Origin of the sequence: Enterobacter sp. UNJFSC 003, from assembly GCF_036903355.1 — a bacterium.
Classification (GTDB): Bacteria; Pseudomonadota; Gammaproteobacteria; order Enterobacterales; family Enterobacteriaceae; genus Enterobacter.
In genome coordinates, this window is record NZ_JBAKHK010000003.1 from 362,671 (window position 1) to 386,558 (window position 23,888).

Genomic DNA, 23,888 nt, shown 5'->3' on the forward strand with positions numbered 1-23,888 from the left:
AAAAGGAGAGGGTTAGGGCGATTAGGCACGATAAAACGGCTTGTCCCCTAAAATCGTCGCCCGCTGCATAATCCGCCGCTGCGGCAGATAATCCGCGTTGGCATAATGCTGCGTCACGCGGTTATCCCAGATAGCCAGATCGTTCTCCTGCCAGCGCCAGCGTACCTGAAATTCCGGTTTCGTGATATGCGCGAACAGAAAGCCCAGCAGCGCCTCGCTCTCTTTCTCGCTCACGTCCACGATGCGCGTGGTAAACCCTTCGTTCACAAACAGCGCCTGCCTGCCGGTCACCGGATGGGTACGCACGACCGGGTGCAGCAGCGGTGGATGCTTCGCGACTGCCTCCTGCCAGCGCTGGTGCTCTTCGTCGGTTTTCCGGTACTTATACTCCTGGAACGATTTTTTAAAATCATGCTCCGCCCGCAGCCCGCTCAACAGTGTCTGGAACGGCGCGGACAGCGCCTCAAAGGCCGCAATACCGCTGGCCCATAGCGTATCCCCACCCGTTTGCGGCAACTGCTTCGCGGCCAGTATCGCGCCCGCGGGCGGCGTCTCGATAAAGGTCACGTCCGTGTGCCAGTTGTCGTTATCCGGCGGGTTATCGTTATGCGTGTCCAGGACGATAATTTCCTCCACGCCTTCCGCATGCGGATAAACCGGATGGATATGCAAATCGCCAAAGCGCAGAGCCAGCGCGCGTTGCTGCTGTGGGGTGATTGTCTGCTCGCGCAGGAACACCACCTGATGGCGCAGCACCGCGTGGTAGAGCTGCTCGAACTGGTTATCGCTCAGCGGACGGGTGACATCCAGGCCGGAGACCTGTGCGCCAATGTACGGCCCCAGCGGGGTGATGGTCAGACGTTCACTCATTGTATTTCTCCATGCCAGGGCGTCAGGCGGCGCTGTAACGCACGCAGCCCCAGTTCTAATCCAAAGGCAATCGCGGCAATCACCGCAATCCCTGCCAGCACCACGTCAGTTGCCAGAAACTCACCGGCAGACTGCACCATAAAGCCAAGGCCGCGCGTGGCGGCGATAAGCTCCGCCGCCACCAGCGTGGACCAGCCCACGCCGAGGCCAATCCGCAGCCCGGTTAAAATCTCCGGCAGTGCGCCGGGGAGAATCACAAACAGCAGTACCTGAACCCGGCTGGCCCCCAGCGACTGCGCCGCACGGATGCGCACCTGCTGAGCGCTCTTCACGCCCGCCAGCGCCGACATGGCAACCGGAGCGAAAATCGCCAGATAGATCAGTAAGATTTTTGAGGTTTCGCCGATGCCGAACCAAATCACCATCAGCGGCAGATACGCCAGCGGCGGCACGGGACGATAAAGCTCAATCAGCGGATCGAGAATGCCGCGCACCGTCGGGCTCAGGCCCATCGCTATCCCAACAGGGATACCGATAGCCACTGCCGCCAGCAGCGCGACCAGAATACGTGCCAGGCTAGCACCTAAGTGCTGCCAGAGCGTGGCATCCATAAAGCCCTGCGGCCCGGCGATGGTAATGAGTTTTTCCAACACCTGTCCCGGCGGCGGCAGAAACAGCGGGCTGACCCACTGCTGGGCAGCAACCGCCCACCACACCGCCAGCAACACCAACAGCGTGCCGACGCTGAGGGTTATCTGACGCGAGAACGGCCAACGCAATGTGAGGCGCGCGCGTCGCGTTTTTTCACTGAAGACAATGCTCATGAGAAGGCCTCCCGTTGCTCGAACACGCGGCTTAGCACGTATTCGCGACGTTCAATAAACTGCGGATCGGACTTGATGCTGCGTACCGGCTCCCCCGCGACATAGCGGCGGGCAAAGTCGAGCGGCAATCGTTCCAGCACGCGGCCTGGCCCCGGAGAGAGCAACACCAGCTCGGTCGCCATAAACACCGCTTCTTCGATGTCGTGGGTGATCAGCAGCACCTGCTTGCCGGTCTCATGCCACAGGCGAAGTAACAGGGTTTGCATCTGCTCGCGAGTGAAGGCATCCAGCGCGCCGAACGGCTCGTCCAGCAGCAACAGCTGCGGGTTTGCCGCCAGCGCGCGGGCAATCCCAACGCGCTGACGCTGGCCGCCGGAAAGCTGCCAGATAAAGCGTTTTTCAGCGCCCTCCAGCCCGACCTTTTTCAGCATCTCCCGCGCCGTTGTCAGCCGTTGTTCTCGGCCAACGCCCGCCAGCTGCAGGCCAAAGGCTACGTTTTCCTGCACGTTACGCCACGGCAACAGCCCCTCGTTCTGGAAGACCACGCCGCGCTCCGCGCCCGGGCCTTCCACCTTTTTTCCTTCCAGTTGAATGGTGCCATGCTGATAAGGTACAAACCCGGCAATCAGATTCAGCAGCGTGGTTTTCCCGCATCCGGATGGCCCCAGCACCACCAGCAGCTCACCGCTGTCCAGCGTCAGGTTGATCTCTTCCAGCGCCGGTTTGCCGCCATAATCGGCAGACAGATTTGTAATATTCAGCATCGCCGTCTCCTTATTTAACGAAGCGATCGGTCACGTACTGGCTGTAGTCCGCTGCCACCGCAGGCACTTTGCCCTGCTCTTTCAGGAAGGTCGCGGTATCTACAATCGCTTTGTTCACCGGCCCGGTCAGCTGTTGCACCTGCTGCGCAGGCGTGAGGTAGGTATTGCCTTTCACCAGCCCCGGCACGTCCGCTTCCGGCACGCCGCTGAGGCGCGACAGTTTTTCCAGGTTAGCAGGCTGCTTAAGCCACGCGTCCGGGTTGTTGATATACGGCTGCTGGGCGTCGATGGCGCTTTTCGCGAAGGCTTTCACCACCTCAGGATGTTTCTCGGCAAAATCTTTACGCACCACCCACACGTCGAGCGTTGGCGCGCCCCACTGGCCCACTTTCCCGGAGTCGGTCAGCACGGTGCCGTCTTTTTCCAACTGGTTCACGGCGGGTGCCCACACGTATGCCCCGTCGATGTCGCCGCGCTGCCAGGCCGCGATAATCGCTGGCGGCTGAAGATTCAGGATTTGCACTTGCCCCGGCTTAATGCCCCAGTGCTTAAGCGCAGCCAGCAGGCTGTAGTGGGTGGTTGAAATAAACGGTACGGCAATACGCTTGCCAATCAGATCTTCCGGCTTGGTGATGTTTTTCTTCACCACCAGCGCTTCGGAGTTACCGAGCTGTGACGCCAGGAGGAAAACCTCAATCGGCACCTGCTGGCTGGCCGCCACGGCAAGTGGGCTGGAGCCGAGGTTGCCAATCTGCACATCGCCGGACGCTAACGCCCGCACAATGGCCGCGCCGCTGTCGAACTTACGCCAGTCAACCTTCGCGCCGCTCTCTTTAGCGAAGGTGTTATCCGCCTGCGCGACTTTCGCCGGTTCCGCAGAGGTTTGATACGCGACGGTGACGTCCACCGCCTGCGCTTGAAATGCCCACAGCGCCAGCGCGCCGAGTAAGGTGATTCGCGATGAAATTACCATAGTGTCTGCTCCCCTGTTGTTATGGAGGCAGTATTTCCGGCACGGTAATTTTGATAAAGGAATAAAAAGGCATCGCTCATTCCGAATCGTTTTTAGAAAAAAAGTGGCAAACGTTAGTTAAAAAATGACGGTCAGCTTTATTGCAATTTTGTTACATCGGTTACATAACCGCAGCGGCAGGATTGCCAGCCCGTGGGCAACGGGCATCATAGGCTAACGTTGATGCAAAGGGCTCCGAGATGATCAAAGTGGTGCTGGTGGACGACCATGTGGTGGTACGTTCCGGTTTTGCCCAGCTGTTAAATCTTGAAGAGGATTTGGTGGTGGAGGGGCAGTTTAGCAGCGCCGCTGAGGCGTGGCCCGTGCTATCACGTCACGATATCGACGTGGCGGTGATGGACGTGGCAATGCCGGACGAAAACGGCCTCAGCCTGCTCAAACGACTGCGCCAGCAGCGGCCAACGTTTCGCGCCATTATTCTCAGCATCTATGACACCCCGGCCTTCGTGCAAAGCGCGCTCGATGCGGGTGCCAGCGGCTACCTGACCAAACGCTGCGGCCCGGAAGAGCTGGTGCAGGCCGTGCGTTCCGTCGGCATGGGCGGTCATTATCTGTGTGCCGATGCGGTAAAAGCCCTGCGCGGCGGCGAGCCGACGCCAAAAGTCCTTGAAGCGCTCACTCCGCGTGAACGTGAAGTGTTTGCGCTGCTGGTCAAAGGTGAAAGCGTCAAGGAAATTGCCTTCACGCTGGCGCTGAGCCATAAAACGGTGCATGTCCATCGCGCCAACGTGCTGGGCAAACTCCAGTGCAACAGCACTATCGATCTGGTGCATTTCGCGCTCGATAATCAGCTGCTAACGGGCCACTGATGCGGCGGTCTGTCCGACATCTGATCCTGTCCCTGTTCATTATGCTGGCCTGGGGAACCGGCTGGCTAATGCTGTGGACGCTCAGCTTTTATCTGACTCACAACGGCCAGCAGGCGGTGCTATTTCTGCCGCAGGGGGTCTGGCTGGCGCTGATGATTTTACTCTCCCGACGCTACTGGCCTGCGTTAATTCTTCCTCCCCTCATCGCCATTTCATGGCTGTACGGTGAGCAGCTCCTTACCCGTTACCTGATGCTCGGCGTGCCGCTTATCGGGATAGCCAGCGCCTGGCTGGCTCAACGGTACTGGCACCGATTCCCGCTCTACTGGCAGCGCCTGTCGATACTGATTGCCGCGGTAACGGTGAATGCCCTGCTGCAAACCCTGTTTCTTTCGCCGTTTCTGGACAGCCCACCAACGCTCCTGCTGCTAGGCTCCTTTACCGGCGGCGTGCTGCTGACGCCGTTTGTTTATCTGGTATTCGAATTTTTACGCCAGCAGCATCGATACCATCTGCTGGGGCTGGACACCAGCAATCCGCCGCTGCGCACCTCGCTGATTATCTGGTGCAGCCTGTTTTTCATTATCGGGATTGCCACGCAGATGGTGCTCTCTCCGGCGCTGGAGCGATTGCTGCTGATCGTGGTGTTTCTGCCAAACGTGGTGATGGCGTGGAAGTTTGGCTGGCAGGGCGGCGTGCTCTCGGGGCTGCTCGGCAGCATGATGATCACCATTGCCCGCCAGGTGGGCGTCGGGTTCAGCGATTTGCTGGAACTGGAAATTTTCCTCGCCACCCAGTCGCTGCTGGGGATCGGGCTGGGGATCGCCATCAGCCGTCAACAGCATCTGGCGATGAATCTGGATCGCTATCGTCGCAGGCTGGAAACGGAGCTGCAGGCCCGGCGGGCGCTCGCGGAAAAACTGATCCACACCGAAGAAGATACCCGCAAACAGCTGGCGCGCGAGCTGCACGACGAGATCGGCCAGAACATTACCGCCATTCAAATACAGTCTCAGCTGGTGAAACGCGCGGGGGATACCGCGCTGGCAGTGGAAGCCGCCGGACAGATTAACGACCTTGCGCGACGTATCCACCACTCCACGCGCCAGCTGTTACGCCAGCTTCGCCCACCGGTGCTGGATGAGCTGTCGCTCAACGAGGCGCTGCACCACCTGGTCAATGAATTCGCCTTTGCCGAACGCGGGATCCGCTGTCGTTTTGACTACCAGCTTTCTACCCCACCCGCGAACGAAACGCTCGTCTTTACCCTCTACCGCCTGCTGCAGGAGCTGCTCAATAACGTCAGCAAACACGCCGACGCCAGTGAAGTCAGCATTCTGCTCTGTCAACAGGACGAACGACTGCATCTGGAAGTCCACGACAACGGCAACGGCATCAGCCCGCAGCAGGCGCCCGGTCTGGGGATTCAGGGCATGCGGGAGCGGGTCTCTGCCCTCGGCGGTGAACTGACGCTCGAATCCCCTATCGGTACGCGCGTAATTGTTAACCTGCCCACAAATTTGCAACAAACGCCGCGCTGACCAGGAAAAAGTCTTAGTCACTCCAGACTTTGTCTCATCCCATTTATGCCGCACTTCCCTACAGTCATCTCAAACGGAGAACGCCATGACCGCACTGTCTGCTGAACAGGTTTCACAACGTTATCGGGCCCTGCGCCCCAGACTGCTGCTGTGTATGGCGATTGGCTATGCCGCGTTTTACCTCACGCGCAAAAGCCTCAACTACGTTTTACCCGCGCTGCAGGTGGATTTAGGGCTGAGCAAAGGTGATATCGGGCTTATCGGATCGCTGTTTTATCTCAGCTATGGGCTGTCGAAATTTGCCGCCGGACTCTGGCACGACAGCCACGGACAGCGGGCGTTTATGGGCATCGGGCTCCTGGCAACAGGCGTGCTGAACGTGCTGTTCAGCTTTAGCGACACCTTCCCGCTGCTGCTGATTATCTGGACGCTGAACGGCTTCTTTCAGGGATGGGGATGGCCGCCGTGCGCCAGGCTCTTGACCCACTGGTATTCGCGCAACGAGCGCGGATTCTGGTGGGGCTGCTGGAATACCTCCATCAATATCGGTGGGGCGATTATTCCACTCATTTGCGCCGTTGCCGCCCACCGATGGGGGTGGCAGGCGGCGATGCTGACGCCGGGGATCATCAGCATCGTGCTCGGCCTGTGGTTGACCACACAACTGCGGGGCACACCGCAGGAAGAGGGTCTGCCGACGGTCGGCGAATGGCGCAACGATCCGCTGGAGTTGCGCCAGCAACAGCAAAGCCCGCCGATGGGGCTATGGCAGATGTTACGCACCACCATGCTGCAAAACCCGATGATCTGGCTGCTCGGGGCGTCGTATGTGCTGGTGTATCTCATCCGCATCGCTTTGAACGACTGGGGCAACATCTGGCTGGCAGAAAGCCACGGCGTGAACCTGCTTAGCGCTAACGCCACGGTGATGCTGTTCGAAGTGGGCGGCCTGCTCGGAGCGCTGTTTGCCGGATGGGGATCCGATTTACTGTTCAGCGGCCAGCGCGCGCCGATGATTTTGCTGTTCACGCTGGGCCTGATGGTGTCGGTGGCCGCTCTGTGGCTGGCCCCGGTTCACCACTATGCCCTGCTGGCAATGTGCTTTTTCACGGTGGGATTTTTTGTGTTTGGTCCACAGATGCTGATCGGCCTTGCCGCCGTGGAGTGCGGACACAAACAGGCAGCAGGCTCGATCACCGGCTTTCTCGGCGTCTTTGCCTATCTGGGGGCGGCGCTGGCCGGCTGGCCGCTGTCGCTGGTGATTGAACGTTACGGCTGGTCGGGCATGTTCAGCTTGCTCTCAATAGCGGCCGTACTGATGGGTTTATTACTGATGCCCTTACTGATGGCGGGCATCACCGCTTCTCGCAGTCACATAACGTCATAAAAAGGGCTGAATAATGAAAACAACGCTTCTCTCTACCCTCATTGCTTCCGGGATCGCGCTCGCCACCTTAACCGGCGGCGCACAGGCTAAAGGCCGACTGGTGGTTTACTGCAGCGCCACCAACGAAATGTGTGAAGCCGAAACCAAAGCGTTCGGCGACAAGTACGACGTCAAAACCGCGTTCATCCGCAACGGCTCCGGCAGTACGCTGGCGAAGGTGGATGCCGAGAAGAAAAACCCGCAGGCGGACGTCTGGTACGGCGGGACGCTGGATCCGCAATCGCAGGCCGGTGAAATGGGGCTTTTGCAGCCCTATAAATCACCGAAGCTGGAAGAAATTATGGAGAAATTCCGCGATCCGGCCAAAGTGAAAGGCAACCTCTCTTCTGCGGTCTACGTCGGGATTTTGGGCTTTGGCGTCAACACCCAGCGCCTGAAAGAGAAAAACCTGCCGGTGCCAAAATGCTGGAAAGATCTGACGAAACCGGAATACAAAGGCGAAATCCAGATTGCCGATCCGCAAAGCTCCGGCACGGCCTACACCGCCCTCGCGACGTTTGTCCAGCTGTGGGGCGAAGACAAGGCGTTTGATTATCTCAAGCAGCTAAACGGCAACGTCTCCCAGTACACCAAATCCGGCATCGCCCCGGCGCGTAACGCCGCACGCGGTGAAACCGCCATCGGCATTGGCTTCCTGCACGACTATTCGCTGGAAAAAGAGCAAGGCGCGCCGCTGGAGCTGCTCTCCCCGTGCGAAGGCACCGGGTATGAAATTGGCGGCGTGAGCATACTGAAAGGTGCGCGTAACGAAGAAAATGCGAAGCTGTTTGTGGACTGGGTTCTGTCTAAAGAAGCCCAGGAGCTGGCGTGGAAGAAAGGCAAATCCTACCAGATCCTCACCAATACCACGGCCGAGACCTCACCGAACTCGCTCAAGCTCGATGACCTTAAGCTGATTAGCTATGACATGGATAAGTACGGCTCCACGGACGTGCGTAAAGCGTTGATCAATAAATGGGTCAGCGACGTGAAGATGGGTAAATAAGCCCGCGATCAGTGGTTATCGCCCGGCGGAATGCATTCGTCGGGCATCCAACACCCGGAAAACTTATGTCACAGACACTTGCTCTTCATCCCGCCAAAAAGCGGGATGCGGTATTCCTGTGGGTTTTACTCGGCTGGCTGGCGTTTGCCCTGCTGCCGAGCTGGAGCCTTGATTACGGCCTGCTGGAGTCTACAGGCGACGAGATCCTCGACGCCTACAGCTGGTCCCATTTCAACGTCAGCTGGCTGTGGTACTTGCTGCCGAGCCTGCTGCTGGTGCGCCCGTTTAAGGAAGCGAAGCGCGAGCAGCGCAGCCGCCACTACCTCGACGCGGGCTGGGCACTGCTGTGCATGGCCTTTGTGGTCATCAGCGCCACCGTGGAAGGACGCGGTTTAGGCTATGCGACTATCGTACTGTTTGTCGCCCTGGGCGCCATCATGACGCTGGCCCTCACCCGCCTGGAATGGCTGGGCGGCGACCGGTTTGTGATCGGTTCGCTGATTACCATCGTCGCGCTGATCGGCATTTTTATCGTCTGGCCGAGCATCGCCATTTTTATCCCGATGTTTACCAACGACGCAGGCGAATTCGCGCCGCTGGCGTTTATGACCGTGCTGTCGCAGGCGCACATCATTCAGGTCATCATCAACTCGATTTTGCTGTCGATTGCCGTCGGAATAGGCTGCACCTTCTTTGGGCTGGTGCTGGCCATCTACACCACGCGCATTGCTAAACGCAGCGCCATCATTGGCCGCATCTTCTCGATTCTGCCCATCGTTACCCCGCCGTTCGTGGTGGGTCTGGGCGTCACGCTGATGATGGGGCGCTCGGGCTATATCACTGAGCTAATGGTGGACTGGTTTGGATTAACCAACACCAACTGGCTGTACGGCTTCACCGGTATCTGGCTGGCGCAGGTGCTGGCCTTCACGCCGATGGCGTTTATGATCCTCGACGGGGCCATCAAAACCATTCATCCGTCGCTGGAGGAGGCCTCTTATACGCTGCGCGCCAGCCGCTGGCAGACCTTCAACGGCGTCTTTGTGCCGCTGCTGAAGCCGGCGCTGGCGAACGCGTTTTTAATTGTGATCGTGCAGTCCCTGGCCGACTTCAGTAACCCGCTGGTGCTGGGCGGGAACTTCGACGTGCTGGCAACGCAGATCTACTTCTACATCACTGGCTCTCAGCTGGACTATCAGGCGGCCAGCACCCTCGGTGCCTTCCTGCTGCTCTTCTCGCTGCTGGTGTTCTGCATACAGTACATGTGGATCGGCAAGCGCTCGTACGTGACGGTGTCCGGTAAATCGTACCGCGGCGACGTGCAGCCGCTGCCGGTGACGCTGGTGTGGAGCGTAGTGGCTCTGCTGGCGGTGTGGATCGCCTTTAACGCCCTGCTCTACGGCAGCATTTTCTACGGCAGTTTTACCGTCAACTGGGGCGTGGATTACACCCTGACGCTGGATAACTTTATCAAGCTGTTCGGCCAGGGGATGAGCGACGGCGCATGGCCTTCTCTGCTGGATACCCTGCTTTACGCCGGGATTGCAGCACCGATCACTGCCGCCCTCGGCCTGCTGATTGCCTGGGTTGTTGTCCGCCAGCAGTTCAGGGGTAAAAAAACCATTGAGTTCACCACCATGCTGTGCTTCGCCGTACCGGGTACCGTGGCGGGCGTGTCGTACATACTGGCCTTTAACAGCGCGCCGGTGTACCTCACGGGCACTGCCGCCATCGTCATTATCTCCATGGTAATGCGCAACGTGCCGGTGGGCATTCGCGCCGGGATCGCGGGCTTAGGGCAGATCGACAAATCGCTGGACGAAGCCTCGCTGAGCCTGCGTGCCGGAAGCTTACGCACCATCACCCACATCCTGCTGCCGCTGCTGCGTCCGGCCATTTTATCGGCGCTGATTTACAGCTTTGTGCGCGCCATTACGACCGTCAGCGCCATTGTGTTCCTCGTCACGCCGGATACCCGCGTGGCAACGGCCTACATACTGAACCGCGTGGAAGACGGCGAATACGGCGTGGCGATTGCCTACGGCTCGATCCTGATTGTGGTCATGCTGGCGATCATCTTCCTCTTTGACTGGCTGATCGGTGAGGCACGTATCTCCCGTTCAAAAGCCAAAAACCAGGCGTAACACTATGACTCAGAAACACTTCGTTGAACTGCGTAACGTGACCAAGCGCTTTGGCACGAACACCGTGATTGAAAACATCAACCTGGCGATCCCGCAGGGGCAAATGGTGACGCTGCTCGGCCCGTCGGGCTGCGGCAAAACCACCGTACTGCGTCTGGTTGCCGGGCTGGAAAAACCGACTGAAGGACAGATTTATATCGACGGAGAGGACGTCACCCACCGTTCCATTCAGCAGCGTGATATCTGCATGGTGTTCCAGTCATACGCCCTGTTCCCGCACATGTCGCTGGGTGAGAACGTAGGCTACGGCCTGAAGATGCTCGGCGTATCGCGTGCGGAGGTAAAATCCCGCGTCAAAGAGGCGCTGGCGATGGTGGATTTAGAGGGCTTTGAAGATCGCTACGTAGACCAGATCTCCGGCGGTCAGCAACAGCGCGTGGCGCTGGCCCGCGCCCTGATCCTCAAACCCAAAGTTCTGCTGTTCGATGAGCCGCTGAGTAACCTCGACGCCAACCTGCGTCGCAGCATGCGCGACAAAATTCGCGAGCTGCAAAAGCAGTTCAATATCACCTCGCTGTACGTAACGCACGATCAGAGCGAGGCGTTTGCGGTTTCCGACACCGTGCTGGTGATGAACAAGGGCAATATCATGCAGATTGGTTCGCCGCAGGATCTTTACCGCCAGCCTGCGTCGCGCTTTATGGCCAGCTTTATGGGGGATGCCAACCTGTTCCCGGCTCGCTTCAGCCAGGATTGCGTAGAGATCCACGGCTACCGTCTGCCGCGCCCGCTGCACTTTGCTACGCAGGGCGACGGCACGGTCGGCGTGCGTCCGGAGGCTATCACCCTGAGCCAGCACGGCGAGGCGAGCCAGCGCTGTACTATCCGCCACGTCGCCTATATGGGGCCGCAGTACGAGGTGATTGTCGACTGGCACGGTCAGGAGATTTTACTGCAGGTAAACGCCACGCGCCTGCAGCCGGACGTGGGTGAGGCGTATTATCTGGAGATCCACCCGTACGGGATGTTTGTGCTGGCAGAGGTGGCCTAGAACGGCAACGTCAGTTACGCCCTCTCCCATGGGAGAGGGTTAAGGTAACATGCCGCATAAAAACTCAGCATTGAGCCGTCAGCTCGGCAATATCTTTCGGCGTGGTGCGGCAGCATCCGCCGATTAATTTCGCGCCTGCCGCCAGCCACTGCGGTAGATATCCCGCCAGCGTCTCGCAGGCTTCACCATGGTGGTGCCACGTTTTGCTCACCGCATCATAATGCTCACCCGAATTCGGGTACACCACCAGCGGCAGCGACGTCAGGCTGTGCAGATGTTTCAGTGCCGCCGTGGTATTTTCCAGCGCGATACAGTTAATGCCCAGCGCCACAATGTGCGGAGAGTCTGCCAGCACAGGGATCACGTCCCGCAGCGGCGTGCCATCGCTCAGGTGCTCGCCGTCACGCAGGGTAAACGAGAACCACGCCCGGGCGCGCGGATACTCCGTCAGCAACGCGGCCAGCGCTTTAATCTCTTCAAAGGACGGCAGCGTTTCGCAGGCCAGCAGGTCGGCCCCCGCATCCAGCAACGCCTCCACGCGCGGGCGGTGAAACGCGATAAATTCTTCTGCGCTGCGTACGTAATCGCCACGATACTCCGAACCGTCCGCCAGATATGCGCCGTACGGTCCGACGGATCCCGCCACCAGCAGCGTGCCCGCTTGTGCGTTCTCGGCCAGATACGCTTCGCGCGCCTTGCGGGCCAGCTCTACGCTTTTACCAATTAGCGCGCGGGATTGCGCCTCGTCAAGCCCACGCGCCGCAAAGCCTGCGGGCGTAGCCTGATAGCTGGCGGTGATCGCCACCTGCGCGCCCGCACGGTAGTAATCAAGATGTACGTCGCGGATGAGATCCGGGTTTTCGACCAGCACTTTGGCCGACCAGAGGCTGTCAGCCAGATTACAACCGCGCGCTTCCAGCTCCGTTGCCATCGCGCCATCCAGCACCACGAAGGGCTGCTTTTCAAGGAGAGGGCTAAGCGGATTATTCTGCGACATGTTCAGGCTCCTGCGATGTGATGTTTCGGGTCAGGTAGTACGCACCATAACACAGGGCGACAAACGGGATCCCGCAGTAAAGGGCAATCCGCTGGGTCGGGTCAAACGCCAGGCCAACGCAGGCCACCACGCAGAGGATAAAGCCCAGCACCGGCACCAGTGGATACCAGGGGGCACGATACTGCAGGGCGGAAAGCGGCTGGCCGGACTGCAGATGACGCCGACGGAACATGAAGTGCGACGCGCAAATGCTGATCCACACCGCCACGACCGCAAAACCTGAAATTGCAGACAGCGCCACGAACACCGTATCCGGCGCGATAACGCTTGAGAACAGTGCCAGCACGCCGCCGAGCATGGACACAGAGAGCGCCGTCAGCGGGACGCCGTTCTTATTAACGCGGGCAAAGCAGCGCGGCAGCGTTTTCTCGTTGGAGAGCGACCACAGCATACGCCCAGAGGCGTACAGTCCGGAGTTCGCCGCCGACAGGATCGCCGTCAAAATCACAAAGTTAAAGATGTCAGCCGCGTAAGGAATACCGACTTTTTCAAAGACCAGCACGAACGGGCTTTTTTCAACTCCCGCCTGCTGCATCGGGATCAGCGCCGCCAGCACAAACACGGTGCCGATAAAAAAGATAATCAAACGAGCAATCGTCGTGCGGATTGCCACCGGAATGACCTTGTGCGGGTTTTCGGTTTCACCCGCCGCGATGCCAATGAGCTCCGTTCCGGAGAAGGCAAAGTTGACTGCGACCATGGTCATCAGGATCGGCAGGCCGCCGTGCGGGAACCAGCCTTCAGCGGTCAGGTTACTTAAGCCCGGCGCGGGAGAACCGTCCTGCATCGGTATAAAGCCAAAGATTGCCGCACCGCCAAGAATAATAAAGGCGATGATGGTGATGACTTTTACCAGCGAGAACCAGAATTCGCCTTCGGCAAAGAAGCGCGTCGAGATGACGTTAAGGCCGAAAATTACCGCGCAGAACACCACGCACCACGCCCAGACGGGCACCTGCGGGAACCAGTACTGCATGCAAAAGCCTGCGGCAGTAAAGCTCGATCCGAGCGCAACCGTCCAGGTGAGCCAGTAGAGCCACGCGACGGTGTACCCCGTCGCCGGGCCAAGATAGCGGGCGGCGTAGACGTGAAAGGCGCCGGTTTCCGGCATCGCCACCGACAGTTCGCCCAGACACTGCATCACCAGCCAGACTACCAGCGCGCCAATCAGGTACGCCAGCAGCGTGCCCGCCGCGCCGGTCGTGGAAATAATGTATCCGGTATTAAAGAATAACCCTGTGCCTATCACGCCACCCAGCGAAAGCATAATCAGGTGGCGCGTTTTCATGGTGCGCTTAAGCTGCCCGTTTTCTTGTTCTGTTTGCATATTACCTTCTAAACGTATGGACATCTAAACATCCAAAGAAGGTGTGTTATACCGCGAATGTTAATAAAAAGCTAGCCAACCAAGCGCAACCGCGCACGTCGCGGGCTGAGTCGGGGATGGGCAGTGAGGATCACGTAGAGAATCGGACGCCAGGCCATAAGCACCTCCGCAAGCAGTTACTTACAGCATGGCGCGAGCGGCGGATAACCTCGGTCAGGCGAAAGTCGTATCTGCGATCCGTCGGTTCATACGCTCACGGTTACGCCAGCTCGGTGAAATCGTGAAAGGCAGCGTAAAGAGCGGGTAAGCCTGGGTTGGGGTTGTAGCCATAATCGCAGCCTCCGATGAAGAAAGCAGGAGGTCAATCCCAACATTGCTTTGGCCTCCCGACAGCCGCACATTTATTGGTAAATCCCTCAATCAGTTCTATAGTCGACAGTGATTATTCGTTACCAGGACTCATTATGCGCTTTAACGGACTGACCAAAGGTTTCTTCATTCTCATTCTTGCCCTTGTCACCTGGGCCTTCTTCGATGTGCTGTCGCCCTACTTCTCCGCGATTTTATGGGCTGCTATTCTGACCATTATCTTTAACCCGGTGAAAAACAAGCTGCGCACCGCCCTCGGAGAGCGCAACGGGCTGGCCTCGTTTCTGACGCTCTGCATCATCTGTCTGATCGTCTTTATTCCGCTGATGGTGATCCTCTCGTCGCTCGCCATTGAGCTGAACGTGGTGTATACCAAGCTGCAGCAAAACAACACGCAGTTCCCGGAGGTGGTGGCGGGCATTTTTAACCGCCTTCCGGGCTGGGCAACGGGTTTCCTGGCCGATCACAATCTGACCAACGCCGCGCAGATCCAGAAAAAGCTCTCTGACGTCGCGCTGCAGGGCGGGCAGTATCTGGCAGGTAGCGCGTTCCTGATCGGTAAGGGCACGTTCGGTTTTGCCATCAGCTTTGGCATCATGCTGTATCTGCTGTTCTTTCTGTTGAAAGACGGTCCCTACCTGGTACGCCAGATCCTCGACTCCCTGCCGCTGTCTGATTTCGCCAAGGAGCACCTGTTTGCGAAGTTCGTAGGGGTTTCCCGCGCGACGGTGAAAGGCACGGCGGTCGTGGCCGTGGTTCAGGGCACGTTAGGCGGCATTGCATTTGCCATCGTCGGCATTGACGGCAGCGTGCTCTGGGGCGCATTGATGGCCTTCCTCTCGCTGGTTCCTGCCGTAGGTTCAGCAATTGTCTGGGTTCCAGCGGCCATCTTCCTGTTTGCCACGCACCAAATCTGGCAGGGGCTGTTTATCGTCGGCTTCTTCGTGATTATCGTTGGGCTGGTGGACAACATTTTGCGTCCGCTGCTGGTGGGCAAAGACACCAAAATGCCGGATTACCTGATTCTGATCTCAACCCTGGGCGGCATGGAGCTGTACGGTATTAATGGCTTTGTCATCGGCCCGCTGATCGCGGCGCTGTTTATCGCCTGCTGGAACCTGTTCTCCGGGCGCGACCACGAAGGCAACGCCGAAGAGCTCGACGCCGAATTTATTGAAGAGGGAAGAAATCCGCGGGATCTCTAGCGTTTTTTGTCAAAACAGGCGGCCAAGTGCCGCCTTTTTTTTCGCTATAAATCAGGCATTTTCTATACTTTGAGGAAATGCTCTCCCACTCTTGTCGCAGAAGGATCCAACAGGTGCGAATCGCCACGATAACTAACTGGGCCTACGGGGCCACGGTGTGCCTGACCCTCGCTTCCGGCATCGTCATGCTGCTGGCATCCCACGCCGACAGCGTCGAACGCCAGGCCGTGAAGCAGCGGCAAGTCTTTGATCAGCTAACGGAAGACGTGGAGACAGATGCCTGGATGCTGTCAGATTTAGCCCGTCTGTTCGTCATCAAAAAAGAGCCCTCTATTCTGGAAGAGTACCGGCAAAAAGAGAGTGCATTTAAGGGCGTTGAACACCGCCTGGAGCAGCTTAAAGACAACGGCGCGTCGGGCGAAGAGCTGATGCTGCTGCAGGAAGGATTAACCATTATCGATGAGCTGCAGGATGAGCAACAAACGGCACTCACCAGCATGACGCGAGGCGATGAGCAGAAGGCAGTTGCGTTGCTCTATGGCACATTCTATGAAAATGAGCTGGAGCGTGCCCAAAGCCAGATTGACCATTTTCGTCAGATACTCGACAAGCGGATTATTGCCGACGTACAGGCGGCCACGAAAACCTCGAAAGCGCTGCGCACCGCTTCTGAGGTGATGGTTGGCCTGACCGCCCTGCTGTTCCTGTTCGTCATGGGCTTTATCCTCAAGCGCCGCGTGCTGCATCCGGTTGTCCGGCTGAGCGACGTGGTTCACCGCCTGGCCTCGCAGGATTACGCCGTTGAAACGCCGAATTTCACCCAGATAGACGAGATTGGCGACATGGCGCAAGCGATAGGTATATTCCGCGAGAACGGCCTGGCGCGGCAGCGGCTGGAAAGAGAACGCGATGCCGACTGGGCAATACGAGAGCTGCTGGCGCGCATGACCCAGCGCCTGCAGGGCTGCGAGAACGTCGCCGACGTCATTAACGTCGCGGAACTGTTTGCGCCCAACATAGCGCCTGGCGTTGCCGGACGCTTGTACATCCTCGATCGCGATGCGTGGGAAATGCGCTGTGCGGCCGAATGGCTATCGCCCGAGGGGGTAAAAACAGCCTTTCACCCTGACGAATGCTGGGCCATACGCCGCGGACAGGGCCATCCCCCGGTGAGCGGAGAGCCCGATATTGGCTGCTACCATTTACCCGAATCACAAGCCCATCGCTCGTTATGTGTCCCCTTGATTGCCCAGGGAGAAGCGATTGGTTTGCTCTCTTTTCAGCACATCACGCCGGAAAATGCCCCCTCACGCGCTTACCTGGAATTGATGGCTGAAGCGCTCGGCCTGGCGCTGGCTAACCAGCGGCTGCGTGATGCCCTGCTGGAAAAAGCGCTGTTTGATCCGCTGACGGGTTTACGTAATCGTCATCATCTGGAAGACACGCTGCGCACGCAGATGACGCAGGCGATGCGTAATGAAACACCGGTAAGCTGCCTGATGATCGATATCGATCACTTCAAGAACATTAACGATCGCTTTGGTCACGAGGCTGGCGATCAGGTGATCAAAAGCGTGGCAGCGATTGTTCAGCGCGCGGTTAAGGATGCCGGTCTCGCCTTCCGCTATGGCGGCGAAGAGTTTCTGGCGTTGCTCAGCGGTGCGGATGAAGAGGCGGCACTGGTCTGCGCGAAGACGATCTACAACGAGGTGCATACGATGTCGCTGCGCTACGGGCTGTCAGAAATTGGTCCGGTGGATGTCTCGATTGGTCTCGCCAGCTATCCGCAGCACGCCCAGGGTGACAACCTGCTGCGAGCGGCAGATGTGGCGCTGTATCGGGCGAAAGAGCTGGGGCGCGCGCGGATTGTAAGCTTTGGAATGCTGGAGGCGGGCTAGCGGCTATTTTGCTCCCGTCGGCGGCAGCGGTTCACAGGATCAAGGCCGTGTCGAGTCCAGGTGTCAGCGTCCAAATCGTGGCGCGAGGGTGTAGGCAAGAAGGGGATCGGTGACGGGCATGGTGCTTCTCCGAAAACGAAAAACCTATTGGAAAATTAACAACGCTGCGACACGAAAAAATGGGAATACCCTGGCACACGACAAAAGGCCCGCTTGATGCGGGCCTTAGAGGATGAGATAAGCATTAAATGTAAGATCAGAACGACCAGCGCAGGTTGGCATTAACCGAATTGACCCGCGTATCGGCGCCAAATTGTCCCTGATAGCCCACATCCAGCGTCGCGGCACGCGAAAGCTGCATGCTCACCCCGATATCGCCCACCATCACGTCTTCATCCACGGCCTGCCCCTGGGTGATAAACGCGTCACTCCCGGCGAATGCCATGCGCGATGAGGTATTTTTATCCCCGTAAGCGTGCTGCCAGCCCAGCGAACCGTAAAGGTTGACGTTCTTTGGCAACTCGGTCACGCCGCGTACCCCAAGGGTAGAATAGAAGGTGTTCATCGTCTCATTGCGCACGTTCAATGCCGCGGCACCGCCGTCTTCCTTAAAGCTGTCGGTATGCAGTCGAATGTACGACAGATTAATAAACGGCTCGACGTTCATCTCCGGCTGGCCAAAACGGTAACCCGCTTCAGTGAACGCCAGCAGCGAGTTGGCGTCGTAATCGGACTTCAGCCGATCCGAGAAGCCGCTGAAATCGACATTGCGCTTGCCTTCAATCTTGTGCCAGGTATAACCCAGCGCACCGCGCAGCGAGAACGCATCCTGCTGCCCTGCCGCATACAGGCCAAGGTGATAGTTATCGGTATCCGCTGAGGAGCGGCGGCTGTCGACGTCGTAATCTCCACGGCTGTAGCCGAAGTATCCGCCAACGCGGACGTTGTGGTCAGCCAGTTTGCGATCTGCGCCCAGCAGGAAGCCGGTCGTGTTGCCGTCCAGTTTACCCACGTTGCCGTCACCGCTGTTTTTGCTCCAGGCGCTGAAGGTTTGCCCCCAGACGCCGTTGTTTTGCGGCTCTGGCTGTTGCACCAGCGACATCGCCATCGGCGGTATCGGCAGGCTATCACTGTCAAACGCGCGCAGCATGCGCTGGTTCAATACGTTGAACAGCTGAGTGCTGCCGGCGATAAGGTTAGACTGCAGTGACGGATAAACTTCGCCTGACAGCTGGTTGAACGCCTCGCGCGCTTCCGGTGCGCTCAGCAGCAGCAGCGAGTTGTAAAGCGCCAGCGACGGACCGCTTTGCGTTAGCGTTGAGAGCGCGCCGGCGGTATTCCACTGGTTGCCGCTTTTGGCGACGGTCTGGAAAATACCCGGCTTGCCGCTACCCGGGTTTTCACCGCCAGGATTCTCACCGCCCGGGTTTTCGCCGCCAGGATTTTCGCCGCCGGGGTTTTCGCCGCCCGGGTTTTCTCCCCCAGGATTCTCACCGCCAGTCTCTTTCTGTGCGATGGTCAGATCCACGGCATTAGCGCTGTGTTCCAGCGCCACGTCCAGGAAGGCAGATTTCGATATCGCCGACGCAAACTCGCCGTCAATCCCGCCGTTCGAGGTCAAAATGCGGTAGCTTTGGCCCGTTTTATAGCTGGTTTGCGGGTCCAGCGCGGTGACCTGCACCTTAGCCTGATTGCTGATGGTGGTTTTGCCCGATACCAGCAGCTGGTCGCTACTGCCATCTCCTGAAATATCAACGTCATAGAAGGATTCGCCGATAAAGTTCAGATAGCGTTTCAGCGTTAGCGTACCGATATTGCCGTCGCCGGGCGAGATATGCCCGCCGGACAGGATCTCGGTCTGGCCGAGGGTGCCGTTACCGCCAAGCGTCCCGCCCGCCTTGATTGACGCGGCGCTGCTGTAACCCGCCCCGTTGCTGACGTCTGTCCCCGCCGTCGCGTTGAGGATCAGCGTGCCGCCGTTCTCCGCGCTAAGCGTCTGAACGTCAAAGATATCGTCTTCTGGCTGAGTGTTGATATTGCTGGCAATGATAATTTTGCCGCCCCGCGCGGTTACGTTCGCCTTGAGCCCGGACAGATCGCCGTTCAGCGTCGTCTGCCCGGAGGTGTTGATCACATCCCCTTCGCCGCTCATCGTGTTACTGAAGACGTAATTCGCATCGGTGTGGTTAAAGTACACATAGCTGCCGAACAGCCCGCCCTGCAGATTGATCGCCGTCTTCGCATCAATGGTGCCCGCGCCGCCAGCCGCGCCGAGCGTCGGCTCGGTCAACCCGGTGCCGGTGTCCATATTGCCGCGGCTGCCAACGATCAGCGCGCCACGGTTTGAGCCGGAGCCGGTCGTGCCTAATACTAGCTCGTTGCTGCCAGCGGAAAATGCCCCGCCGTCGATGACCGACAGCACGCCATTACCGTAATCGCCTACGTTAACGCTGCTGCCGCTGGTAAAGCGCGAGCCGTTCCCCGCCACCACCAGCTCGGCGGTTTTGCCCGCGCCGGAGACGCCTGCCACCTGTACGCTGCCAACGTTAACCGCAGCGCCATTGAGCACGTCCAGGTCGCCGTAAAGCGTGAGCGCGCGGCCGACGTTCCATTGGGAACCGGATCCCACGATCGTGGCTTTCGGGCTTAGCTTGTCGGTTTCATCCGGCCCGGAACCATTGCCGATACGCGCATCGTAAGCGGTGTTCAGCACCGCGCCGTCTTCAATCGCCAGCGTGGAACGCGCGCCAAGATCGGTACCAACGCTCAGGAAATTGCTGACAACGCGAGATCCCGCGCCCGTCGCGATGAGGCGGCTATCGTATCCGCGGGTGGTACCCACCACGATCTCCTTCGCGCTGGCCAGCGCACCCTTTTCCACGCGTAATGTGCCCAACCCCAAATTGAGGTCGCCGCGCAGAATATATTGATCGTTTACCGCGTTCAGCTCGGCGTTCGGGCCGCGAACGGTCACCAGGCTTTCATAAATTTGACCGTTGCTCAGTCGACCAATATTGATGTTATAGGCGGTAATTTTTCCATTATCGATCAGCAGGTTCCCACGCTGGTTACGGCCGACGTAAACATCGCCGGTATAACCCAACGTTTCGGTAACACGTGAGTCGCCGTCATAAATTGCATCGTCGGCGCGCGCGATATCAGCGGGTGCCAGCATAATCAGCGGCGCGGAAAATAGCGCGAGGTACAGTCTGGAAAGCGGCGTTTTCACCGCCAGAGGGTGCGATGTAGGGTAATTCACAGGCTATCTCCATACTCTGGAATTTATTTTTCTCTCGGAGTAGAGGATAATTTCCTGTTACCTTGATACTCCGACAAATAAAATCAGGAAGCGGTATACCTGCTTCCTGAGTGAATTATTTATGTGTAACCACAGGCGTACAGGTCGGCGCACTCAGCGTCGGTGCCGATCCTAAAATTCCCGGCATCATCATCGATGAGCAATCGAAAATACGCCCTTTTTCGGTAGTTGCGCGATAAGAAAGTTTCTGCCCACCCAGTGCATCTGGCTGCGCACCGTTGACATTGGTCACGGTTATTTCATCCGACGATCCCAAGCCCAGCATTTTAGCGGTTTCCGCCTGTAGCAGCGGAATTGCCTGATCGGTTTTAAGCGTAGAACACCCGGCCAGCATCATCGTAACGGTAAAAACGACAACTGTTTTTTTCATAAATTATCCTTTCTATCCAACCGGTTAAAATCACCGATTGTATTTATGTTTTCTATCACCCAATTGTGCGAATAATATATTTCCCTTTCCTATTCGAAAAAACCCTCCTAAAGTAGGGTGGGTAGATAATAATTCTTCGGCATTATCCGATACGTGAAGGTGAAAGGAGATTCCTTTGGGGCAGAATTATGCGTTGGTCGTTGATGACCATCCATTGGTAGCAAGCGGTATCGCCAATTTTCTCATTACGCATTGCCAATTCAAACAGGCGTGCGTAGTAACAAATGAGGAAGATTGCTACCGTCACATTAGGGAAAATGGCCCGCCACGCCTGCTGGTTATCGATTTTTGGCTCTCTTCCGGTACGGCGTTGAAATTACTCAAAGAAGTGAAAGACCGTTACCCTCAGGTACGGCTTATGGTGATCAGCGGTGACGACAATAACGATATCAGGCAGAAGATACGCACCGCTGGCGGCCACGGGTTCGTATTAAAAAGCGAGCCACCAGAACTATTTTCCAAAGCGGTTCTCGCGTTATCGGATAATCTGACCTGGTTCCCGGACGGGAACGAATTAGGTGTTAAAGCGAATAATGAAAATTTAAAAAAATTTAACTTAACGCCGCGACAAATAGATGTCTTAAATATGATTATGCGCGGCCTTCCCAATAAACGGATTGCCGCGCAACTGTCTATTTCAGAGCCAACGGTCAAAGAGCATATCAGCAATATTCTGAAAAAAATCGGCGTAAATAGCCGAGTGGAAGCCATAACGCTATTGCACGGCAAGCGGGAGCCGTCGGAATGAGGTTTTTCCAGAATTTACAGAATGATGGCCTCTCCCCACGCGCGCAGATCCGCCTGCTGGATAATACATTCCTACGGCTGGTGTTCAGCTTTAGCGCCGTGCCTTTCGTAGGCATCCCTTTTGCGATCTGGATTTATTTGCTCGGTGACGACCTTGGCCCAACCATTACCTGGATAATCATTTACCTGCTATGTGCTGTGGCCATCCGTATATGGCACAGACGCTACCTGCGAGAAGCTAAAGAGGATAATGAGAGCGCCGTGTTGGGCCGCTGGCTGCCGCGCATTAATAAGGTGGCCTTTATTCACGGGCTAGGGATCTCATCGCTTTATTTAATTACCCCGCAGACGCAGAACTTCGACTTTTTCCTGCTGCTCAATATCAGCATCGCCGCCATCGTTGCCGCCAATGCGACGCATCTGACGCCGGTCATCAGCACTTTCACCCGTTTTTTCTTCGCCTCCTGGGGCGTGCTGAACGTTGGCATCATCTGGCGGCTTGAGGAGCTGATGTTCATCGTGCTGATGCTGAACCTGCTGTACGGCTTCGCCATTTATCGCCATGCGTTAACGTCACACGCGTTCTTTATTCAGCAGGCTCTGCTGGAAGAGAAAAGCTCGCGCCTGGCAGAGCAGTTCCGTCAGGCCAAAGAAGAGGCGGAGCAGGCGCTGCTGGATAAAAATCAGTTCCTGACGACCGCCAGCCACGACCTGCGCCAGCCGGTGCACGCCATGGGCTTTTTGATTGAAGCCATCATCCACAGGAACCGGGACGACAGCCTGATGCCGCAGCTGCTGGATTTACAGCAAAGCGTCCGTTCGGTGCATTTGATGTTCAATTCCCTGCTCGATCTCAGCAAGATTGAATCCGGGAATATGCTCACGGCTGCCGCCAGGGTCGACATCGTCGCCCTGCTCGACTCGGCTATCACCCTGTTTCGCGAAGAGGCCAACAGCCGCGCTCTGACGCTACGTACCTGGCGACCCAAACGCCGCATCTTTGTGACAGGCGACCCGGTACTGGTGCGGCAATCGCTGATCAACCTGATACAAAATGCCCTGCGCTACACGCAACAAGGCGGCGTGCTGGTCGCCATCCGCCCGCGCGGCGCCGAATGTTTGGTGGAGGTGTGGGACACGGGCGTAGGAATTGCAGACGACGAGAAAGGCAAAATCTTCTCGCCCTACTACCGCCCCGAGCTGGCATGGAAGATTGACAGTGCGGGCCACGGGCTGGGCCTGGCGGTAGTTGCACGCTGCGCCAAGCTCATGAAGGTGAGGTTTGGAATGCAGTCGATTGAAGGCAAAGGGTCACGCTTCTGGATGCGCTTTAGCCAATACGTTGGGGAAGACAAAGCGCCTGAGCCTGTTCCCGCCTATGACAACACCGCCCCACCTGTACGCTATGCCCCGCTGCGCGGATCCTGCCTGGTGGTGGACGACGATCCGCTGGTAACCTCAGCCTGGGAAAGCTTAATGAGCCTCTGGGGCATCAACGTGCGCTGCGCGGCGTCAGCGGAGGAAGCGTTCGCTATCATTGACGACGGCTTCACGCCGTTCGCCGTGCTGTGCGACCAGCGCTTGCGATCCGGAGAGAGCGGGTTCGACATCCTGAAGGCGCTTTTCGAACGCCTGCCGGATATGAGCGGCGCGATGGTCAGCGGGGAGTTTAACTCGCCGGTACTGCTGGAGGCCGAGCAGGAAGGGTATCTGGTGCTGCGCAAACCGCTGGAACCCGCCAGGCTGCATGCGCTTTTGGTACAGTGGTCTGGGGTTCGGGGTTAAGTAGGTATCTGTTGCCTGTAGTAAGGAAGGTTCTTAATGGCGGTGTATAAATAAAGCAATATGATTCGCATTCATTATTTTATGCGCTTTCCATGAAAGACCAAGAAGTATGAGGCACCAGTGACCTGCTCCCCGTTGATTAACACACCCCGATGTTAGTAATGTCTTCATAAGCCACACGAGGACATCCCCATGAAGAAGCGTTATTCCGACGAACAGATCATCAGTATTCTTCGCGAAGCGGAAGCCGGGGTTTCTGCCCGTGAGCTCTGCCGTAAGCACG

General features: G+C 57.7%; 19 protein-coding genes. 11 read left to right on the forward strand and 8 right to left on the reverse strand.

Going from position 1 to position 23,888, the window contains the following annotated elements; all coding sequences use genetic code 11:
- Positions 1-21: 21 nt before the first annotated feature.
- Genes tauD through tauA form a run of 4 tightly spaced genes read right to left on the reverse strand, consistent with a single transcriptional unit; the run spans position 22 to position 3,431 of the window.
- Positions 22-870, reverse strand: coding sequence for a taurine dioxygenase (gene tauD / locus V5P19_RS11915; RefSeq protein ID WP_334403455.1), 849 nt, complete (start codon positions 868-870; stop codon positions 22-24).
- On the reverse strand, positions 867-1,694 hold the full coding sequence (tauC, locus tag V5P19_RS11920) for a taurine ABC transporter permease TauC (RefSeq protein ID WP_334403457.1): 828 nt from the start codon (positions 1,692-1,694) through the stop codon (positions 867-869). The genes tauD and tauC overlap by 4 nt, the downstream gene beginning before the upstream one ends.
- On the reverse strand, positions 1,691-2,458 hold the full coding sequence (gene tauB, locus V5P19_RS11925; protein WP_334403459.1) for a taurine ABC transporter ATP-binding subunit: 768 nt from the start codon (positions 2,456-2,458) through the stop codon (positions 1,691-1,693). The genes tauC and tauB overlap by 4 nt, the downstream gene beginning before the upstream one ends.
- Before the next feature lie 10 nt (positions 2,459-2,468).
- Positions 2,469-3,431 (reverse strand): taurine ABC transporter substrate-binding protein, encoded by a 963-nt coding sequence (tauA, locus tag V5P19_RS11930; protein ID WP_334403461.1) that lies wholly within the window; start codon positions 3,429-3,431, stop codon positions 2,469-2,471.
- A 239-nt stretch (positions 3,432-3,670) separates the two neighbouring features.
- On the opposite strand from tauA, the gene V5P19_RS11935 reads away from it, so the two are divergent.
- The 6 genes from V5P19_RS11935 to fbpC all read left to right on the forward strand — a co-directional run bounded on the left by V5P19_RS11935 (position 3,671) and on the right by fbpC (position 11,468).
- The gene (locus V5P19_RS11935) at positions 3,671-4,300 is read left to right on the forward strand and encodes a response regulator transcription factor (RefSeq protein ID WP_334403463.1); all 630 of its coding nucleotides are present in this window, start codon (positions 3,671-3,673) and stop codon (positions 4,298-4,300) included.
- Entirely contained in the window at positions 4,300-5,841 is a 1,542-nt protein-coding gene (locus tag V5P19_RS11940; RefSeq protein WP_334403466.1) for an MASE1 domain-containing protein, read from the forward strand. The genes V5P19_RS11935 and V5P19_RS11940 overlap by 1 nt, the downstream gene beginning before the upstream one ends.
- 85 nt (positions 5,842-5,926) lie before the next feature.
- Entirely contained in the window at positions 5,927-7,228 is a 1,302-nt protein-coding gene (uhpC, locus tag V5P19_RS11945) for an MFS transporter family glucose-6-phosphate receptor UhpC (RefSeq protein ID WP_334403468.1), read from the forward strand.
- Between the two features lie 13 nt (positions 7,229-7,241).
- A complete protein-coding gene (locus V5P19_RS11950; protein ID WP_334403470.1) occupies positions 7,242-8,273 on the forward strand; it encodes an ABC transporter substrate-binding protein in 1,032 nt (343 codons plus the stop codon).
- Between the two features lie 65 nt (positions 8,274-8,338).
- Positions 8,339-10,417, forward strand: coding sequence for an iron ABC transporter permease (locus tag V5P19_RS11955; RefSeq protein ID WP_334403472.1), 2,079 nt, complete (start codon positions 8,339-8,341; stop codon positions 10,415-10,417).
- 4 nt (positions 10,418-10,421) lie between these two features.
- Positions 10,422-11,468 (forward strand): ferric ABC transporter ATP-binding protein, encoded by a 1,047-nt coding sequence (fbpC, locus tag V5P19_RS11960; RefSeq protein ID WP_334403474.1) that lies wholly within the window; start codon positions 10,422-10,424, stop codon positions 11,466-11,468.
- 64 nt (positions 11,469-11,532) lie between these two features.
- Here the strand turns inward: fbpC and mmuM are convergent, their stop codons facing one another.
- The gene (gene mmuM / locus V5P19_RS11965; protein WP_334403476.1) at positions 11,533-12,465 is read right to left on the reverse strand and encodes a homocysteine S-methyltransferase; all 933 of its coding nucleotides are present in this window, start codon (positions 12,463-12,465) and stop codon (positions 11,533-11,535) included.
- On the reverse strand, positions 12,452-13,852 hold the full coding sequence (mmuP, locus tag V5P19_RS11970) for an S-methylmethionine permease (RefSeq protein WP_334403478.1): 1,401 nt from the start codon (positions 13,850-13,852) through the stop codon (positions 12,452-12,454). Before mmuP ends, mmuM begins: the two co-directional genes overlap by 14 nt.
- Before the next feature lie 464 nt (positions 13,853-14,316).
- On the opposite strand from mmuP, the gene V5P19_RS11975 reads away from it, so the two are divergent.
- Entirely contained in the window at positions 14,317-15,426 is a 1,110-nt protein-coding gene (locus tag V5P19_RS11975; RefSeq protein ID WP_334403480.1) for an AI-2E family transporter, read from the forward strand.
- 113 nt (positions 15,427-15,539) lie between these two features.
- The gene (locus V5P19_RS11980) at positions 15,540-17,324 is read left to right on the forward strand and encodes a diguanylate cyclase (protein WP_334403482.1); all 1,785 of its coding nucleotides are present in this window, start codon (positions 15,540-15,542) and stop codon (positions 17,322-17,324) included.
- A 256-nt stretch (positions 17,325-17,580) separates the two neighbouring features.
- Here V5P19_RS11980 and V5P19_RS11985 read toward each other — a convergent pair whose 3' ends face one another.
- Positions 17,581-20,583 carry an autotransporter domain-containing protein gene (locus V5P19_RS11985; RefSeq protein WP_334403484.1) on the reverse strand — a complete coding sequence of 1,001 codons (3,003 nt, stop codon included), beginning with the start codon at positions 20,581-20,583 and terminating at the stop codon, positions 17,581-17,583.
- Between the two features lie 115 nt (positions 20,584-20,698).
- On the reverse strand, positions 20,699-21,013 hold the full coding sequence (locus V5P19_RS11990; protein WP_334403486.1) for a hypothetical protein: 315 nt from the start codon (positions 21,011-21,013) through the stop codon (positions 20,699-20,701).
- 175 nt (positions 21,014-21,188) lie between these two features.
- Between V5P19_RS11990 and V5P19_RS11995 the strand changes: the two genes are divergently transcribed.
- The 3 genes from V5P19_RS11995 to V5P19_RS12005 form a co-directional block, all read left to right on the forward strand.
- Entirely contained in the window at positions 21,189-21,821 is a 633-nt protein-coding gene (locus V5P19_RS11995) for a response regulator transcription factor (protein WP_334403488.1), read from the forward strand.
- Positions 21,818-23,605 (forward strand): hybrid sensor histidine kinase/response regulator, encoded by a 1,788-nt coding sequence (locus tag V5P19_RS12000; RefSeq protein WP_334403490.1) that lies wholly within the window; start codon positions 21,818-21,820, stop codon positions 23,603-23,605. The genes V5P19_RS11995 and V5P19_RS12000 overlap by 4 nt, the downstream gene beginning before the upstream one ends.
- A gap of 192 nt (positions 23,606-23,797) precedes the next feature.
- A partial coding sequence (locus V5P19_RS12005) for a transposase (protein ID WP_334403506.1) occupies positions 23,798-23,888 on the forward strand: 91 nt, incomplete at its 3' end.

Coding starts and splice junctions, on each gene's coding strand:
- tauD (WP_334403455.1), bottom strand. CDS start 870: ATGAGTGAACGTCTGACCATCACCCCGCTGGGGCCGTACATTGGCGCA.
- tauC (WP_334403457.1), bottom strand. CDS start 1,694: ATGAGCATTGTCTTCAGTGAAAAAACGCGACGCGCGCGCCTCACATTG.
- tauB (WP_334403459.1), bottom strand. CDS start 2,458: ATGCTGAATATTACAAATCTGTCTGCCGATTATGGCGGCAAACCGGCG.
- tauA (WP_334403461.1), bottom strand. CDS start 3,431: ATGGTAATTTCATCGCGAATCACCTTACTCGGCGCGCTGGCGCTGTGG.
- V5P19_RS11935 (WP_334403463.1), top strand. CDS start 3,671: ATGATCAAAGTGGTGCTGGTGGACGACCATGTGGTGGTACGTTCCGGT.
- V5P19_RS11940 (WP_334403466.1), top strand. CDS start 4,300: ATGCGGCGGTCTGTCCGACATCTGATCCTGTCCCTGTTCATTATGCTG.
- uhpC (WP_334403468.1), top strand. CDS start 5,927: ATGACCGCACTGTCTGCTGAACAGGTTTCACAACGTTATCGGGCCCTG.
- V5P19_RS11950 (WP_334403470.1), top strand. CDS start 7,242: ATGAAAACAACGCTTCTCTCTACCCTCATTGCTTCCGGGATCGCGCTC.
- V5P19_RS11955 (WP_334403472.1), top strand. CDS start 8,339: ATGTCACAGACACTTGCTCTTCATCCCGCCAAAAAGCGGGATGCGGTA.
- fbpC (WP_334403474.1), top strand. CDS start 10,422: ATGACTCAGAAACACTTCGTTGAACTGCGTAACGTGACCAAGCGCTTT.
- mmuM (WP_334403476.1), bottom strand. CDS start 12,465: ATGTCGCAGAATAATCCGCTTAGCCCTCTCCTTGAAAAGCAGCCCTTC.
- mmuP (WP_334403478.1), bottom strand. CDS start 13,852: ATGCAAACAGAACAAGAAAACGGGCAGCTTAAGCGCACCATGAAAACG.
- V5P19_RS11975 (WP_334403480.1), top strand. CDS start 14,317: ATGCGCTTTAACGGACTGACCAAAGGTTTCTTCATTCTCATTCTTGCC.
- V5P19_RS11990 (WP_334403486.1), bottom strand. CDS start 21,013: ATGAAAAAAACAGTTGTCGTTTTTACCGTTACGATGATGCTGGCCGGG.
- V5P19_RS12000 (WP_334403490.1), top strand. CDS start 21,818: ATGAGGTTTTTCCAGAATTTACAGAATGATGGCCTCTCCCCACGCGCG.